Source organism: Streptomyces sp. UW30 (assembly GCF_008042075.1).
Classification (GTDB): domain Bacteria; phylum Actinomycetota; class Actinomycetes; order Streptomycetales; family Streptomycetaceae; genus Streptomyces.
In genome coordinates this window covers 440841-455407 of sequence record NZ_RDBN01000005.1, presented here as the reverse complement: position 1 = coordinate 455407, position 14567 = coordinate 440841, and the positions used below count along the sequence as shown (strand labels likewise).

General features: G+C 71.6%; 17 protein-coding genes and 1 pseudogene. 7 read left to right on the top strand and 11 right to left on the bottom strand.

Annotated elements, in window-relative coordinates; genetic code table 11:
- From EAO75_RS03740 to sigE, 3 genes and pseudogenes are all read right to left on the bottom strand, one after another.
- Nucleotides 1-691 (bottom strand): annotated as a pseudogene (locus tag EAO75_RS03740) (protease); the annotation flags it as partial.
- A gap of 408 nt (nt 692-1099) precedes the next feature.
- Nucleotides 1100-2101: an anti-sigma factor gene (locus tag EAO75_RS03735; RefSeq protein ID WP_147993554.1), complete on the bottom strand. Its 1002-nt coding sequence runs from the start codon at nt 2099-2101 to the stop codon at nt 1100-1102.
- Nucleotides 2098-2796: an RNA polymerase sigma factor SigE gene (gene sigE, locus EAO75_RS03730; protein WP_037642843.1), complete on the bottom strand. Its 699-nt coding sequence runs from the start codon at nt 2794-2796 to the stop codon at nt 2098-2100. Before sigE ends, EAO75_RS03735 begins: the two co-directional genes overlap by 4 nt.
- 235 nt (nt 2797-3031) lie before the next feature.
- Here sigE and EAO75_RS03725 point away from each other — a divergent pair, with 235 nt between their 5' ends.
- The gene (locus tag EAO75_RS03725; protein WP_315986991.1) at nt 3032-3730 is read left to right on the top strand and encodes an O-methyltransferase; all 699 of its coding nucleotides are present in this window, start codon (nt 3032-3034) and stop codon (nt 3728-3730) included.
- A 109-nt stretch (nt 3731-3839) separates the two neighbouring features.
- Here EAO75_RS03725 and EAO75_RS03720 read toward each other — a convergent pair whose 3' ends face one another.
- Both EAO75_RS03720 and EAO75_RS45595 read right to left on the bottom strand, forming a co-directional pair.
- On the bottom strand, nt 3840-4007 hold the full coding sequence (locus tag EAO75_RS03720) for a DUF3117 domain-containing protein (protein WP_003966491.1): 168 nt from the start codon (nt 4005-4007) through the stop codon (nt 3840-3842).
- A gap of 146 nt (nt 4008-4153) precedes the next feature.
- On the bottom strand, nt 4154-4318 hold the full coding sequence (locus tag EAO75_RS45595; protein ID WP_187284293.1) for a hypothetical protein: 165 nt from the start codon (nt 4316-4318) through the stop codon (nt 4154-4156).
- A 64-nt stretch (nt 4319-4382) separates the two neighbouring features.
- Here EAO75_RS45595 and EAO75_RS03715 point away from each other — a divergent pair, with 64 nt between their 5' ends.
- Nucleotides 4383-5186 carry an enoyl-CoA hydratase/isomerase family protein gene (locus EAO75_RS03715; RefSeq protein WP_147993551.1) on the top strand — a complete coding sequence of 268 codons (804 nt, stop codon included), beginning with the start codon at nt 4383-4385 and terminating at the stop codon, nt 5184-5186.
- Nucleotides 5187-5281: 95 nt separating this feature from the next.
- Here the strand turns inward: EAO75_RS03715 and EAO75_RS03710 are convergent, their stop codons facing one another.
- A complete protein-coding gene (locus EAO75_RS03710) occupies nt 5282-5869 on the bottom strand; it encodes a DNA-3-methyladenine glycosylase I (protein WP_147993550.1) in 588 nt (195 codons plus the stop codon).
- Entirely contained in the window at nt 5866-6216 is a 351-nt protein-coding gene (locus EAO75_RS03705; protein WP_147993549.1) for a DivIVA domain-containing protein, read from the bottom strand. The genes EAO75_RS03710 and EAO75_RS03705 overlap by 4 nt, the downstream gene beginning before the upstream one ends.
- Nucleotides 6217-6361: 145 nt before the next feature.
- Here EAO75_RS03705 and folP point away from each other — a divergent pair, with 145 nt between their 5' ends.
- Entirely contained in the window at nt 6362-7222 is an 861-nt protein-coding gene (gene folP / locus EAO75_RS03700; RefSeq protein WP_147993548.1) for a dihydropteroate synthase, read from the top strand.
- 42 nt (nt 7223-7264) lie between these two features.
- Here folP and EAO75_RS03695 read toward each other — a convergent pair whose 3' ends face one another.
- Nucleotides 7265-8023, bottom strand: a complete 759-nt coding sequence (locus EAO75_RS03695; protein WP_147993547.1) for a TIGR00730 family Rossman fold protein — start codon at nt 8021-8023, stop codon at nt 7265-7267.
- Nucleotides 8024-8216: 193 nt separating this feature from the next.
- On the bottom strand, nt 8217-9296 hold the full coding sequence (gene dapE / locus EAO75_RS03690) for a succinyl-diaminopimelate desuccinylase (protein WP_147993546.1): 1080 nt from the start codon (nt 9294-9296) through the stop codon (nt 8217-8219).
- 95 nt (nt 9297-9391) lie between these two features.
- Between dapE and EAO75_RS03685 the strand changes: the two genes are divergently transcribed.
- Nucleotides 9392-10369, top strand: a complete 978-nt coding sequence (locus tag EAO75_RS03685; protein WP_147993545.1) for a heavy metal transporter — start codon at nt 9392-9394, stop codon at nt 10367-10369.
- Between the two features lie 374 nt (nt 10370-10743).
- The gene (locus tag EAO75_RS03680) at nt 10744-11241 is read left to right on the top strand and encodes an ATP-binding protein (protein ID WP_147993544.1); all 498 of its coding nucleotides are present in this window, start codon (nt 10744-10746) and stop codon (nt 11239-11241) included.
- Between the two features lie 125 nt (nt 11242-11366).
- Here the strand turns inward: EAO75_RS03680 and EAO75_RS03675 are convergent, their stop codons facing one another.
- Together EAO75_RS03675 and fdxA are read right to left on the bottom strand one after the other, a co-directional pair.
- Nucleotides 11367-12461: a bifunctional succinyldiaminopimelate transaminase/glutamate-prephenate aminotransferase gene (locus EAO75_RS03675; protein ID WP_147993543.1), complete on the bottom strand. Its 1095-nt coding sequence runs from the start codon at nt 12459-12461 to the stop codon at nt 11367-11369.
- A 110-nt stretch (nt 12462-12571) separates the two neighbouring features.
- Nucleotides 12572-12892, bottom strand: a complete 321-nt coding sequence (gene fdxA / locus EAO75_RS03670) for a ferredoxin (protein ID WP_030961637.1) — start codon at nt 12890-12892, stop codon at nt 12572-12574.
- Nucleotides 12893-13032: 140 nt separating this feature from the next.
- On the opposite strand from fdxA, the gene EAO75_RS03665 reads away from it, so the two are divergent.
- Together EAO75_RS03665 and EAO75_RS45590 are read left to right on the top strand one after the other, a co-directional pair.
- On the top strand, nt 13033-14037 hold the full coding sequence (locus EAO75_RS03665; RefSeq protein WP_147993542.1) for a GNAT family N-acetyltransferase: 1005 nt from the start codon (nt 13033-13035) through the stop codon (nt 14035-14037).
- Nucleotides 14038-14076: 39 nt separating this feature from the next.
- On the top strand, nt 14077-14567 hold a 491-nt coding region (locus EAO75_RS45590; RefSeq protein WP_222723919.1), incomplete at its 3' end, for a transglutaminase-like domain-containing protein.

Below are 14567 nucleotides of genomic sequence, written 5' to 3'. Positions count from 1 at the left end.
GGATGGTGGCGGCGGGAGCCGGGGGTGCCGTCCGGGCCGGGGTGGCTGCGGCGGGGGCGCCGGCCGTCGGGGCAGGAGCTGCCACGGACGTCACCGGACCGGCTTGCGCGCCCTGCGCAGGGGCAGCCGGGCCTGGCGCGGGCGGCATCGGTACGGCCGTTCCGTGCGCCGGTGTCGTCGCCGGGTGCTGGACCGGCGGCGCGGGCGCCCAGGGGCCGGGCTCGCCGTAGGGCGGAGTGCTGTAGGGGTCGGGGTCGTGGAGGGGCTTGGGGTGTTCGGCGACCGGGACCGCGGGAGCGGCGGCCTGGTCGGCGCAGTCCGCGATCACTGCGTCTGCCGACGGCGCGATGACCGCATCCGCCGGCGGGAGGGGCGCGGGCGCCCCGACCGGCCGGGCCAGCTCGAAGTCACCCTCGTCGGAGGCCGTGCCTGCAACGCCGCTCGCAGCGGGCCGAAGCTCGAAGTCCCCCTCGGCGGAAGCCGCGTCACCGGAGGCACCCGCCGCCGGCCGGGCCAGCTCGAAATCGCCGTCGGCGAAGATCACGTCACCGGCCGAGCCTCCCGGCCCCGCGTCCGGCGTGACCGGCATCGTCTCGCCCGGCGTCGGTGTCGCCCCCTCCGCGTGGCCCGAGGCCCCCTGCGGTCGAGGTCGGTTCCACCACTTCGCCTTCGCGGGCTTCCCCTCGTTCATGTTCTGCTTCCTGCTCGCTGCCGACCGTTGCTCGAGTAGGACGCTTCGCTCTGTGCCACGTCCGGGCGGACACGGCTGGAGTGCGGCGGGGCAGCCTTCGTGGGCCGTCGTTCCGCGGCTCGGCGGTGACGGCTCCGGTTCGCATGCCGTGCGAAGAACCCCGCCCGAACGCGATCTCCGGTTTCTCCGCAGACCGCCACCGGGAACCCCCGGCGCCCGAATGCCTACTCAACTCTGCGCTGTCGCGCTCGGCTTCCCCCGGGAAACCGGCGACTTCGTGCTACCTCCCCCATCCGGCACGCGGCGACAACGACGCCCGCGTGCTCGATTCCGCGCCCGGCCCGACGGACACGGCGCGCGGCCCACGCTGGATTCAATCAGGTTCGTGGGCCGATGCGCAGAGGCCGGTCAGCGGTCGGTGGCCGAGGAGGCGGAGGCGGATGACGTGGCGTCGGGGACGGGTGCGGCGAGCGGACCCGGGGTCGCGGTGATCCCGGCGTCCGGGGACCAGGCGGTCAGGGTGAGGGGCGGGGTGGCGCTGAGCGGGCGTATCAGCGGGGACATGGCGGCCGCGCCGGCCATCACGGGTGCCGTCAGGGTGTGCATGTCCTGGTCGGCCGGCTGGGTCGGCATCCCGGGCAGCAGCGGGGCCGACACCTGGGTCGGGGCCGCCGGGGCCGACACCTGGGTCGGGGCCGCCGGGGCGTCGAGCGTGCGCTCGCCCTGTCCTTGAGCGAGCAGCGGGCCCAGTGCGCGGCGGCGCTGGTTCTCGGGCGCCGTCGTGGCACCGCCGCCCTGGGGCCGCGTGGGGGTCACATTGCTGCCGGCCCCCGAGCCACTGCGTGCCTCCGCGTCGGTCGGTGCGCTGGACGTGACGCCGCCCAGTGAGATGGCCGCCAGCGACACCGCGCCCGCCGCGACCAACGCGAAGCGCATCCGCGAGGACGCCGAGCGGTCGGTGTCATGACGGGCCACGGGGTGGGTGCGGAAGCCGCGGTCCGAGTCGGGGAGCGCCGGGGCGTGGGAGCCCGAGGGGACGTAACCGAACTCGAAGCGCTCGCCGCGCTTCACGCCGAAGACGCCGGGGGTGCCGGGCCGTCCCTGTAGTCCACCGAAACCTCCCCCGCTCAGCGGCGAGCCGCCGCCGTCCAGGTCACCTCCCCCGGGGAGGCCCTGAAGGCGGGCCAGGAAACTCTCGGAGGGAGGCGGCGGGGCCGCCTCCGCGAAGACGTTCTTCAGCCGGCGCTGGGCGTCGGCCTCGGACTTGCACCTGGCGCAGGTCGCCAGGTGGGCGAGGACACGCTCGCGCGTCTCATGACCGAGCTCTCCGTCGACGAGGGCGGAGAGTCGGTCGCCCAGATGCTGCTCGGCCAGGAGTCGTTCGGCCGGATTGGGTCGGGAGCCGTTCACGCGGTCGCGCCCCCTCCCCCCAGTGCGGCCACACGCGGCACGAAGGAGCGGCGCTCGGCACGCGCCTCCGGCGAGCGGTGGGCAAGGGCCTTGCGCAGCTGCGAGCGGCCCCGGTGGATACGGGACCGGACGGTGCCGAGCTTGACGCCGAGGGTCGCGGCGATCTCCTCGTACGACAGTCCTTCGATGTCGCACAGGACGACCGCGGCGCGGAACTCGGGGGCGAGGGTGTCGAGGGCCTGCTGGACGTCCGCGTCGAAGTGGGCGTCGTTGAAGACCTGCTGGGGCGTGGGCTCCTTGCTGGGCAGCCGCTCGGCGGCGTCCTCGCCCAGCGCGTCGAAGCGGATGCGCTGCTTGCGGCGGACCATGTCCAGGAAGAGGTTGGTGGTGATGCGGTGCAGCCAGCCCTCGAAGGTTCCCGGCGTGTACGTCGACAGGGAGCGGAAGACGCGGACGAAGACTTCCTGGGTGAGGTCCTCGGCGTCGTGCTGGTTGCCGGTGAGGCGGTACGCCAAGCGGTAGACGCGGCCGCTGTGCGTGCTGACGATCTCCTCCCAGGTGGGCGGAGTCCACGCCTGCCCGTCCGCGTCGGTGGAGAAGGTCGCGGTCTGGGCGTAGTCGCCGGCGTGGCTGTGGTCAGCGGTGTCGTTCACGGATTTCGGCCTGCCCGCCGATCCGAGAAAGCGCCGAAGCACTCCTCCCCGATCCACAGGCGCAGCCGCACCTCCCCTGTCGGCTCTGGTGGTGTCCAGTGGAGCCCCTACCATAGCCACCTCGCCCGTTAGCTCCGGATAAGCGGTTTTACGAGAATTTGATCTGGGCCGGCACGGCTGGTGCGCCTGCGTCAGCACTTGCTCGCGGCCTCGCTCGTCGTCGTGATCCAACTGTGTCCCCCCGCTCGTCTTCCCACCCTTCTAAACGCCTGGTCCCATCTGCGGGTTCCCGGCCGCAACGGATACAGTCACGCCCAGGCAACCACGGGGACAGGAGAGGGCCATTACCGGCAACCGGCAGACGAGCTGGGCGTTCGCCGACGCCTACGTCGCCGAGGACGAAGTCCTGCGCTGGGCCCGGGACCGGGCCCGTGAGGCGGGGCTGCGCTCGGTGTCGCCCGGCACGGGCGCCGCGCTGCGGATGCTCGCCGCCACCGTGGACGCCAAGGCGGTCGCGGAGATCGGCACCGGCACCGGCGTCTCCGGCATCCACCTTCTGCACGGCATGCGCCCGGACGGCGTCCTGACCACCGTCGACCCCGAGCCGGAGCACCAGCAGTTCGCCCGCCAGGCCTTCCGCGCCTCCGGCTTCGCCAGCAACCGCGCCCGCTTCATCCCGGGCCGCGCTCTGGACGTCCTGCCCCGTCTCGCGGACGCCGGGTACGACCTCGTCTTCTGCGACGGCGACCGGCTGGAGTTTCTCGACTATCTCGCTGAATCGTTGCGCCTGCTGCGTCCGGGTGGCCTGGTCGTCTTCGAGGGCGTCTTCACCAACGGCCGCACGGTCGACTCGGGCCCCCAGCCCACCGAGGTCATACGCATCCGGGAGCTGCTGCGCGCGGTGCGGGAGAGCCAGGACCTGGTGCCGTCGCTGCTGCCGGTCGGGGACGGGCTGCTGTGCGCGGTCAAGCGCTGACGACCTGACCGGCCGTACGCCCTGACCCACCGCACAGGTACCGCAGACACAGCAACCCCGGCACCATGAGCGATGCCGGGGCCGCCGAAAGGATAGGGTCGCTGCCGCGTCAGCCGACGACCTTCTTGAGGGCGTCGCCCAGTGCGTCTGCCTCGTCAGGGGTCAGCTCGACGACGAGCCGACCGCCGCCTTCGAGCGGAACCCGCATGACGATGCCCCGCCCCTCCTTGGTCACCTCGAGCGGGCCATCGCCCGTCCGCGGCTTCATGGCCGCCATGCTCGTTCCCCTTCCTGAAACCAGCTCATCGTCAAAGCCGACGGCCCCATGGAGGGCACGCGTGTCTGGCATGAGACACGCGACACCGGCATCGAACACATTGCTTCCCAGCCATTATCCCGCATCTCAGGACCCGATGACCAACATCAGTCGGCATCGCTTGGGCAACGCACGCGAGCAAAACCACTCAATTCGGCGAAGCGACTGCGATACTGCGCCACCGCACGCACTTCGGCCGAACGGAATCGGACACGAATTCTTTGACGCAGGTCACACGTCCGGTCAGGGCCGTTGTCGTTGATCTCCGCCATGCTGTCCTTCAGACAGGCGCGTACCGACCGGTACGCCGAGCCGCGACAGCGGAGGGGATACGCCATGGCCGACACCGTGCTCTACGAGGTGAGCGACGGACTCGCGACGATCACGCTGAACCGCCCCGAGGCGATGAACGCGCTGAACATCGCGACGAAGGTCGCCCTGCGGGACGCGGTCCAGGCCGCGGCGGGTGACGACGCCGTACGGGCCGTGCTGCTGACCGCGGCCGGGGAGCGGGCGTTCTGCGTGGGGCAGGACCTGAAGGAGCACATCGGGCTGCTGGCCGCCGACCGGGAGACCGGGTCGGGGCAGACCATGAGCACCGTCCGGGAGCACTACAACCCGATCGCGCTGGCGCTGGCCGGGATGGCGAAGCCGGTGGTGGCCGGGGTGAACGGGGTCGCGGCCGGGGCGGGCTTCGGGTTCGCGCTGGCCGCGGACTACCGGGTCGTGGCCGACACGGCTGCCTTCAACACGTCCTTCGCGGGGGTCGCGCTGACCGCCGACTCCGGGATCTCGTGGACGCTGCCGCGGGTTGTCGGGCCGGGCCGGGCCTCTGATCTGCTGCTCTTCCCTCGGAACATCAAGGCGCAGGAGGCGTACGAGCTGGGGATCGCGAACCGGCTGGTGCCGACCGGCGAGCTGCGGGTCGAGGCGGAGAAGGTCGCGCGGGCGCTCGCCGACGGGCCGACCGTGGCGTACGGAGCGATCAAGGAGGCGATGGCGTTCGGGCTGTCGCACTCGCTCGAGGAGACGTTGGAGAAGGAGGACGAGCTGCAGACGCGGGCGGGGTCTTCCGAAGACCATGCGATTGCGGTGCAGGCCTTCGTGAACAAGGAGAGGCCCAAGTATTTGGGCCGATGAGCTCGGGGCGGTAGCGCCGGTGGGGGGCGCGGGTGCGTGGGAGCTGGTCGCTCCCCCATCGCGGCGGAGCCGCAGATGTCACGGCCCCGTGCCCCTTACGGGGCGCTTCTCGCTACGCAGGTTTCCAAGTGGTCGTCGACCAGGCCGCACGCCTGCATCAGAGCGTAGGCCGTGGTCGGGCCCACGAAGCGCAGGCCCCGCTTCTTCAGGGCCTTGGACAGGGCCGTGGACTGCGGGGTGACCGCCGGGACGTCCGCCAAGGTCTTCGGGGCGGGGCGGGTGGTCGGGTCGGGGGCGTGGGACCAGATCAGGGCGTCCAGGTCGCCGGCGGGCCACTCGGCCAGCACCCGTGCGTTGGCGACGGTCGCGTCGATCTTGGCTCGGTTGCGGATGATGCCCTCGTCCGCGAGGAGGCGGTCCTTGTCGGCGTCCGTGAAGGTCGCGACCTTGGCGATCTCGAAGCCGGCGAAGGCGGCGCGGAAGCCCTCGCGGCGACGCAGGATCGTGATCCAGGACAGGCCCGACTGGAAGGCCTCCAGGCTGAGGCGTTCGAAGAGCGCGTCGTCGCCGTGGACCGGGCGGCCCCACTCCTCGTCGTGGTACGTCACGTAGTCCGGTGTGGACAGGGCCCAGGGGCAGCGCAGGGCGCCGTCGTCGCCCGCCACAGCCGTACCGTCGCTCATTGCTGGTCCTCCTGGGCGGGCTTGTCCATGGAGACATGGCCGGCCGGCCTCTGGGCGCCGGCCAGGGCCGACTCCAGGTCGGCGATGCGGGCGTCGCGCTCGGCGAGCTCGGCGCCGAGGCGGCTGAGGGCGTCGTCGACGTCGGCCATGCGGTAGCCGCGGGCGGTGAGCGGGAAGCGGAGGCTCTCGATGTCTGCGCGGTTGACCGGGCGGTCCGGGGGCAGCGGGTCCCGGAGGCGCTCGGGCGCTGCCTCCGGCAGCGGGCCCTCGCCCTCTCCGCCGCCCACCACGGCGAGTGTCACCGCGGCGACCACGACGGCCAGCGCGACGACCAGGAACAGGAACATAACCATCGCTGTGGCCCCCACGGTCGATGAATGCGTGCGGTCGAGTGTGTCAGTGTCCGATCGTGCCATGCGACTCTGACAGTTAAGGTCGCAGGCGGCCGTAAGGCCAGGACGTACCAGGAAGCTCAAGGAGAGGTCACAGGGGATGCTCAGGCTGGGCAGGCGTGAGTTCGACACGCATGAGCCGGTGATCATGGCGATCGTGAACCGGACCCCGGACTCCTTCTACGACCAAGGGGCGACGTTCCGCGACGAGCCTGCCCTCGCGCGCGTGGAACAGGCGGTCGCGGAGGGCGCCGCCATCATCGACATCGGTGGGGTCAAGGCCGGGCCGGGGGAAGAGGTGACCGCCGAGGAGGAGGCGCGGCGCACGGTCGGCTTCGTGGCCGAGGTGCGGCGGCGTTTCCCGGATGTCGTGATCAGCGTGGACACCTGGCGGGCCGAGGTGGGCGCCGCGGTGTGCGAGGCCGGCGCAGATCTGCTGAACGACGCGTGGGGCGGTGTCGATCCCGGGCTGGCGGAGGTCGCCGCGCGCTATCGGGTGGGGCTGGTGTGCACGCACGCCGGGGGTGCGGAGCCTCGGACCCGGCCGCATCGGGTGACGTACGACGACGTCATGGCGGACATTCTGCGGGTGACCGTGGGGCTGGCCGAGCGGGCGCTGGAGCTGGGGGTGCCGCGGGAGTCGATCCTGATCGATCCCGGGCACGACTTCGGGAAGAGCACCCGGCACAGTCTGGAGGCGACCCGGCGGCTCGGGGAGATGGTGGAGACGGGGTGGCCGGTGCTGGTCTCCCTGTCCAACAAGGACTTCGTCGGGGAGACGCTGGACAAGCCGCTGAAGGAGCGGGTGGTGGGGACGCTCGCGACGACTGCCGTTTCGGCGTGGTTGGGGGCTCAGGTGTATCGGGTGCATGAGGTGGCGGAGACGCGGCAGGTCGTGGACATGGTGGCGACGATCGCGGGCCATCGGCCGCCGGCTGTGGCGCGGCGGGGGCTGGCGTAACCGCCTTCCTCGCCCCCGCCGCCCTGAAGGACGCGACCAGCGCTAGCGCCCCGCCTCCTTCGACACCAGTGCCACCGCCTCGTCCACGTCGTCCGTGACGTGGAACAGCATCAGGTCCTTCTCCGACGCCTTGCCCTGGGCGATCAGCGTGTTCTTCAGCCAGTCGACCAGGCCGCCCCAGTACTCGCTGCCGAACAGGACGATCGGGAAGCGGGTGACCTTCTGGGTCTGGACGAGGGTGAGGGCCTCGAAGAGTTCGTCGAGGGTGCCGAGGCCGCCGGGGAGGACCACGAAGCCCTGGGCGTACTTGACGAACATCATCTTGCGGACGAAGAAGTACCGGAAGTTCAGGCCGATGTCGACGTAGGGGTTCAGCCCCTGCTCGAAGGGCAGCTCGATGCCGAGGCCGACCGAGATGCCCTTCGCCTCCAAGGCGCCCTTGTTCGCGGCCTCCATGGCCCCTGGGCCCCCGCCGGTGATCACCGCGAAGCCCGCCTCGACCAGCCCTCGGCCGAGGCGCACTCCGGCGTCGTACTCGGGAGAGTCGACCGGGGTGCGCGCCGAGCCGAACACGCTGATCGCCGCCGGGAGTTCGGCGAGCGTGCCGAAGCCCTCGATGAACTCCGACTGGATGCGCAGGACGCGCCAGGGGTCGGTGTGGACCCAGTCGGACGGGCCGCCCGCGTCCAGCAGTCGCTGGTCGGTCGTGCTCGCCGTCACCTGCCCACGCCTCCGGAGAACCGGTCCCAGACGCTGCTCCGTCGGTGGCTGCTTCTTCCCCTCGGGGTTGCCGGTAGCCATGTGCGCTCCCTCCGCTGCGGGGCCTGCGGGTCTTGCAGGTCTATCCACCTCAGCGTAGATCCACGCGGGTTACGGACGGGGGACGTGAGCATGTCTGCCGTGAAGCGCCGCCCGGGCGATCCCGAGGCTGACCCCTGTCCACCGGGCTTCACCTGCGCTCATGCCCATGTCCACGCCCAGCCGTCTGCGAGCACTAGGCCGTGAGCCACGCCCTCAGCCGCTCCTCGCCCGCCAGGATCTTCGCCGTTTCGACCCGTTCGTCCCGCTTGTGCGCCAAGTGCGGGTTGCCGGGGCCGTAGTTGACCGCCGGGATGCCCAGGGACGAGAAGCGGGAGACGTCGGTCCAGCCGTACTTGGGGCGCGGGATGCCCCCGACCGCCTCCATGAACGCCGCGGCCGCCGGGTGGGAGAGGCCGGGGAGTGCGCCGCCGCTGTGGTCGTCGACCACGAACTCCTCGACACCGCAGTCGGCGAAGACCTCGCGGACATGCGCGACGGCCTCCTCCTCGGTGCGGTCCGGGGCGTAGCGGAAGTTGACCGTCACGACGCACTCGTCGGGGATGACGTTGCCCGCCACTCCGCCCGAGATGCCGACCGCGTTCAGGCCTTCCCGGTACTCCAGGCCGTCGATCACCGGGTAACGCGGTTCGTACGAGGCGAGGCGGGCCAGGATCGGCGACGCCGTGTGGATCGCGTTCGAGCCCATCCAACTGCGCGCGGAGTGGGCCCGCTCGCCCTTGGTCTTGAGCAGGACCCTGAGCGTGCCCTGGCAGCCGCCCTCGACCTCGCCGTCCGACGGCTCCAGCAGTACCGCGAAGTCGCCCTCCAGCCACTGCGGGCGGTTCTCGGCGACGTGCTTGAGGCCGTTGAGGTCGGCGGTGACCTCTTCGTTGTCGTAGAAGACGAAGGTCAGGTCGCGGTTCGGGGCCACGACCGTAGCGGCGATGCGGAGCTGGACCGCGACGCCGGACTTCATGTCGCAGGTGCCGCAGCCCCACAGGACGCCGTCCTCGTCCAGGCGTGAGGGGACGTTGTCCGCGATCGGCACCGTGTCGATATGGCCGGCGAGGATCACGCGCTCCGGCCGGCCCAGGTGCGTGCGCGCCAACACGTTGTTGCCGTACCGCTCGACCGTCAGGTGCGGCAGGGCCAGCAGGGCGGTCTCGATGGCGTCCGCCAGGGGCTTTTCCGTGCCGCTGACGGAGGGGAAGTCGACGAGCTGCGCGGTGAGCTTCGCGGCGTCCAGCGTGAGGTCAAGGGAGGTGTCGGCCATGGTGCCGACCCTAACCCGCCGCGCAGTCACCCCACTTTCCCCACTGATTTTCAACCCCGCCCATACCCCTCAGTAGCCTCAGCTACCTTGTAGGCGTGCCAGAGCCGTCGCCCTCCCGCAAACGTCATGGCCGTCTCCTGCGTCGCGGAGCGGCCTTCATGGTCCTGCTCGCCGTCGCGGGCTACCTCGCGGTGCAGTACGTCACCGGAGGCACCGGGACGCCGGGCTGCGACGTGGTGTCGGGCAAGGGCGACGGGGCCAGATACGAGTTCACGCCGGAGCAGGCGGTGAACGCGGCGACGATCGCGGCCGTCGGCACCGGCCGCGGGCTGCCCGAGCAGGCCGTGACGATCGCGCTCGCCACGGCTCTCCAGGAGTCGGGGCTGCGCAACATCGACCATGGCGACCGTGACTCGCTGGGCCTGTTCCAGCAGCGGCCCTCGATGGGCTGGGGCACCGCGGAGGAGATCCGCGACCCGATCTACGCGGCGGGCGTCTTCTACGAGCACCTGGTCAAGGTCCGCGACTACACGCGGCTGCCGCTCACCGTCGCCGCCCAGCGGGTCCAGCGCAGCGGCTTTCCGGAGGCGTACGCCAAGCACGAGCCGGACGCGACGCTGCTCGCCGCCGCGCTCACGGGACGTTCGGCGGCCACGCTGACCTGCGAGGGGCGTCCGGGGGCCACGCGGGCCGCGGGTGCGGACGCCGTGCGGGACGCGCTGCTGCGGGACTTCGGGCGGGACGCGCTCCAGCCGGCCGCCGCGGAGGTGAGCGGCGAGAAGGCCTCGCCCTCGCCCACGCCGTCCGTGATCAAGAAGGACGAGCGGACCGTCGAGCTGCCGGTGCGGGCCGACGAGGATTCCGGCGCCGGGCGCGGTGCGCGCGAGCGCGGCTGGCAGCTGGCCCACTGGGCCGTGGCCAACGCCTCCGATCTGCACATCAAGCGGGTGTCGTACGCCGGGCGGGAGTGGGTCGCCGGGAACACCGACAGCCAGTGGCGCGCGAGCGGCGGGGCGGGTGCGTCGGGGGCCGGGAGCGGCGTGAGCCCGGTTCGGATCGTCACGTCCCGGTAGTACGCGCGGCAGRTCGACGGATCACCCCCACGGGTTGGTCGAAGTGTCGGGCGGCGACGGTATGGGCAGGTTTTCGCGCGGCCATCCTCGAATCCGTAAAAAGCCTTGAGCGCAAAGGGCTGTAAGGATTCGGCGGGCTTTCGGGCAGGACGCGCTTTGCCCGTTTTTATCCGCAGGCGATAATGCGACGCATTGCCAACTCTTTACATTGGGGCGCCGCAACCTTCGCGGGCTTCGAGCGGTAGTCACTGCGTCCGAGCCCGGAGATCAACAGCCAGTCGGTCCGCCGTCAGTCGCCGAAGTGAGTCGGTCAACTGCCGGACGCGGTCGGACACTTCATCGTTCTCATCCGACAGACCCGTCGAAGGAGCATCATGTCCCTCCCCCTGACCCGCCGGATCGCTCGTGCCGCGCTGCTCGTCGCTGCGGGAGCGGCTGCCGGGGTCGGTGCGGCCGGCTCCGCCAGCGCGGCCCCCGAACTGCCCGACGCCTCCAAGGTCGGCGGGCTGACCGCCCTGGACGGCACGACTGTCGTCGACGGCGCGACCCAGAACGCCGCCGGGCTCGCGGGCGGCGCCGTCGACACGGCGGTCGACAAGGCGCTGCCGACCGCGGCCAAGACCGGCGACAAGGTGACCAAGAGCGGCGGCAAGGCCGCGAAGAAGGCGGTCCCGACCGCGGCCAAGGCCGGCGGCAAGGTGACGAAGACCGGCGGCAAGGTCGCGAAGGAGCGGGCCGCTGCCGCGCAGGAGACCGCGGGTGGCGTGGCCGGGCAGGTCGGGGCCGTCCTCGGCGACGCGGCCGGGTCGGCCACGCAGGGTGGCCTGCCGGCGACCGGTTCGCTGCCGGTGCAGGGCCTGCCGGTCGGCTGACGGTCGGCTGCGTCCGGCTTCACCGCCGACGGGGTTCAGGAAGATTCCTGGGCCCCGTCGGCTTTTGCGTGCCTACGTCGGCAGGGGCCGGGCGGGTTCACCCGGTGCCCGGCAGCCGTACACGGTCACGCCAGACGTCGTACTGCCGTCGCCACCCGCTCGTCCGTCGCCGTGAGCGCGACCCGAACGTGCCGGGCGCCCGCTTCGCCGTAGAAGTCGCCGGGGGCCACCAGGATGCCGAGGTCGGCCAGGTGGGCGACCGTGGTCCAGCAGGACTCGTCGCGGGTGGCCCAGAGGTAGAGGCTGGCCTCGCTGTGCTCGATCCGGAAGCCGTGGGCCTCCAGGGCCTCGCGCAGGGCCGTGCGGCGGGCGGCGTAGCGGTCGCGCTGGACGCGGACGTGCTCGTCGTCGCCCAGGGCCGCGACGACCGCAGCCTGGGTCGGGGCGGACGTCATCATGCCGCCGTGCTTGCGGATCTCCAGGAGGGGAGCCAGGACGGCGGGGTCACCCGCCAGGAACGCCGCCCTGTACCCCGCCAGGTTCGAGCGCTTCGACAACGAGTGCACGGCGACGATGCCCTCGTACGAGCCGCCGTTCACCTCCGGGTGCAGGACCGAGACCGGGTCGGCCTCCCAGCCCAGCTCCAGGTAGCACTCGTCGGAGAACAGCAGGATGCCGTGTTCGCGGGCCCACGCCACGATCCGGGTCAGTTCCTGCTTCGACAGGACCTTGCCGGTGGGGTTGGACGGCGAGTTCAGCCAGAGCAGCTTCAGGCCGCGCGGGTCCAGCTCGGTCGGGTCGTCGTACACCTCGTACTCGGCGCGGGCGAGGCGGGCCCCCACCTCGTACGTCGGGTACGCGAGGCGCGGGTAGGCCACCCTGTCGCCGGGGCCGAGGCCCAGCTGGGTGGGGAGCCAGGCGACGAGTTCCTTGGAGCCGACGATCGGCAGGACGTGCTGGTGGGTGACCTCGCGGGCGCCCAGGCGGCGCTCCACCCAGCCGGTGATCGCGTCGCGCAGCGCCGGGGTGCCCCAGACCGTCGGATAGCCCGGGGAGTCCGCCGCGTCGATCAGGGCCTTCTGGATCAGCTCGGGAACCGGGTCGACCGGCGTGCCGACGGAGAGGTCGACGATGCCGTCCGGATGCGCGGCGGCCGTCTTCTTGTACGGCTCCAGCTTGTCCCAGGGGAAGGTCGGAAGACGCTCGGAGACTGCGGACACGGGATCTGGCTCACTTTCTGGTACTGCCGGATACGGCAACGCCTCGGTCCCGCACGACGATCAGGCCGTACGGGACCGAGGCGGCACGCTGTGCGGGTCGCCGATGGTGACTACTCGGCCTGCGGCGGCAGCGCGGCGATGAAGGGGTGGTCCCGCTCGATCAGGCCCAGCTTGCTGGCGCCGCCGGGGGAGCCGAGCTCGTCGAAGAACTCGACGTTCGCCTTGTAGTAGTCCTTCCACTCCTCCGGAGTGTCGTCCTCGTAGAAGATCGCCTCGACCGGGCAGACCGGCTCACAGGCTCCGCAGTCGACGCATTCGTCCGGGTGGATGTACAAGGACCGGGAGCCCTCGTAGATGCAGTCGACCGGGCACTCCTCGATGCACGCCTTGTCCTTGACGTCGACACAAGGCTGCGCGATGACGTAGGTCACGCTGTCGTTCCTCCTCGATAGGGCGCTGGCGGGCCTCCTCAGGCTCCGCCGCCTGGCGCGCGGGAGCGCGGCGTTGTCGATGCCCGCCTCTAGTATCTCCGTTCTTGGGCATGATCCGAACAGGAGGGGTGAACTGACCTGTGGAAATATCTGCGACAGGGCGCCTTGAGGTCCGTATCACCGCTGCTGACGTGGGTAAACGGGTCTCCGTACGCTGCCTGAACGATCCTGCGACCAAGGGTGAGAAGTTCACCGACACGGTGGGTGTTCTCGCATCATGGGACGACCGTGTGCTGCTGATCACACGGAAGAGTGGTGAGACGGTCCGTATTCCGGAAGCGTCACTGGTCGCGGGCAAGGTGGTGCCGCCCGCTCCGGCCCGCCGTCGCGGGCCCGCCGCCTCCTACGAGGAGCTCGCGCACGTCTCCGCGCGCGCGTGGCGGCCGGTGGAGAGCGAGCGGCTCGGCGAGTGGGAGCTGCGGGCCGCCTCCGGATTCACCCGCCGGGCCAACTCGGCGCTGCCGCTCGGCGACCCCGGCCTGCCGCTGCCGGCCGCCCTCGATGCCGTACGGCGCTGGTACGACGCCCGCGGGCTCCCCGCGTACGTCCAGACCGCCACCGGGGCCGAGGGCACACAGGAGCTGCTGTGCGCGGAGCTGGAGCGGCTGGGGTGGGTGCGGGAGGTCTCCGCCGAGCTGTGGATCGGGGCGCTGGCACCGGTCGCCGACCGGGACGAGGACGCCGGAGTGGTGCTGTCCCGGCAGGCGGACGACGCTTGGCTTACGCGGTATCAGCGCAAGGGGGTGAGCGAAGTGGCCCTGAAGGTGCTGGGCAGCGGGCCGTCGGTGTGGTTCGCGACGGTTCCGGGTGAGGCCGGCGGTGCGCCCGCCGCCATCGGGCGGTGTGTCGTGGACGGGCGGTGGGCCGGTTTCGCCGCGGTGGAGGTGGATCCGGCGCTACGGCGGCGGGGGCTGGCCACCCGGGTCATGGCCGCGCTGGCCGGGCGGGCCCTCGACGAGGGGGCGTCCGCGGCGTGGCTCCAGGTCGAGACGGACAACGTGGGCGCGCGGGGGCTGTACGCCGGGATGGGGTTCGCCGCGCATCACGCGTATCACCACTATCGCCACCACTGTCGATCACTGTGAGCGGCGGTACCGATCGCCGTGAAAGGGCACGAGCCAGCTATGCGTCCCCTGTACCCCCCACCGCCCGAGCGTTCCGCCGAGCTACGGCGGCGGTTCGCCGAAGAGGCGCGGTCCGAGCGGCCTGACCTGTCCATGCTGTGCCTGCTGGTGGGAGCCGAGGCCGACGGGACGCTGGACGAGTCGGGGATGGACTGCGCGCAGGTCCGGCTGGACGAACTGGCGGGACAGCTGCCCTTCCGGCCCGGAGGGCCGCGGGCGTGGGCGACCGCGCTGCGGGAGCTGCTCGGTGAGCGGTACGGGTTTCGCGGCTGCGCCGCGGACTATCAGCGGCTGGAGTCGTCGTTGCTGCATCAGGTGCTGGTGCGGCGCAGGGGGCTGCCGATTCTGCTGTCGGTGGTGTGGCTGGAGGTGGCTCGGCGGGCGGGGGCTCCCGTGTACGGGGTCGCTCTGCCCGGGCACTTCGTGGTGGGGTTCGGGGCTGCCGATGAGCAGGTGCTCGCCGATCCGTTCGACGGGGGGCGGGTGTTGAC

Excerpts from the sequence above, each read along its gene's own strand:
- EAO75_RS03720 (WP_003966491.1), bottom strand. The coding sequence starts at position 4,007 with ATGGCGGCCATGAAGCCGCGGACGGGCGATGGCCCGCTCGAGGTGACC.
- EAO75_RS45595 (WP_187284293.1), bottom strand. The coding sequence starts at position 4,318 with ATGGCGGAGATCAACGACAACGGCCCTGACCGGACGTGTGACCTGCGT.
- EAO75_RS03715 (WP_147993551.1), top strand. The coding sequence starts at position 4,383 with ATGGCCGACACCGTGCTCTACGAGGTGAGCGACGGACTCGCGACGATC.
- EAO75_RS03710 (WP_147993550.1), bottom strand. The coding sequence starts at position 5,869 with ATGAGCGACGGTACGGCTGTGGCGGGCGACGACGGCGCCCTGCGCTGC.
- EAO75_RS03705 (WP_147993549.1), bottom strand. The coding sequence starts at position 6,216 with ATGTTCCTGTTCCTGGTCGTCGCGCTGGCCGTCGTGGTCGCCGCGGTG.
- folP (WP_147993548.1), top strand. The coding sequence starts at position 6,362 with ATGCTCAGGCTGGGCAGGCGTGAGTTCGACACGCATGAGCCGGTGATC.
- EAO75_RS03695 (WP_147993547.1), bottom strand. The coding sequence starts at position 8,023 with ATGGCTACCGGCAACCCCGAGGGGAAGAAGCAGCCACCGACGGAGCAG.
- dapE (WP_147993546.1), bottom strand. The coding sequence starts at position 9,296 with ATGGCCGACACCTCCCTTGACCTCACGCTGGACGCCGCGAAGCTCACC.
- EAO75_RS03680 (WP_147993544.1), top strand. The coding sequence starts at position 10,744 with ATGTCCCTCCCCCTGACCCGCCGGATCGCTCGTGCCGCGCTGCTCGTC.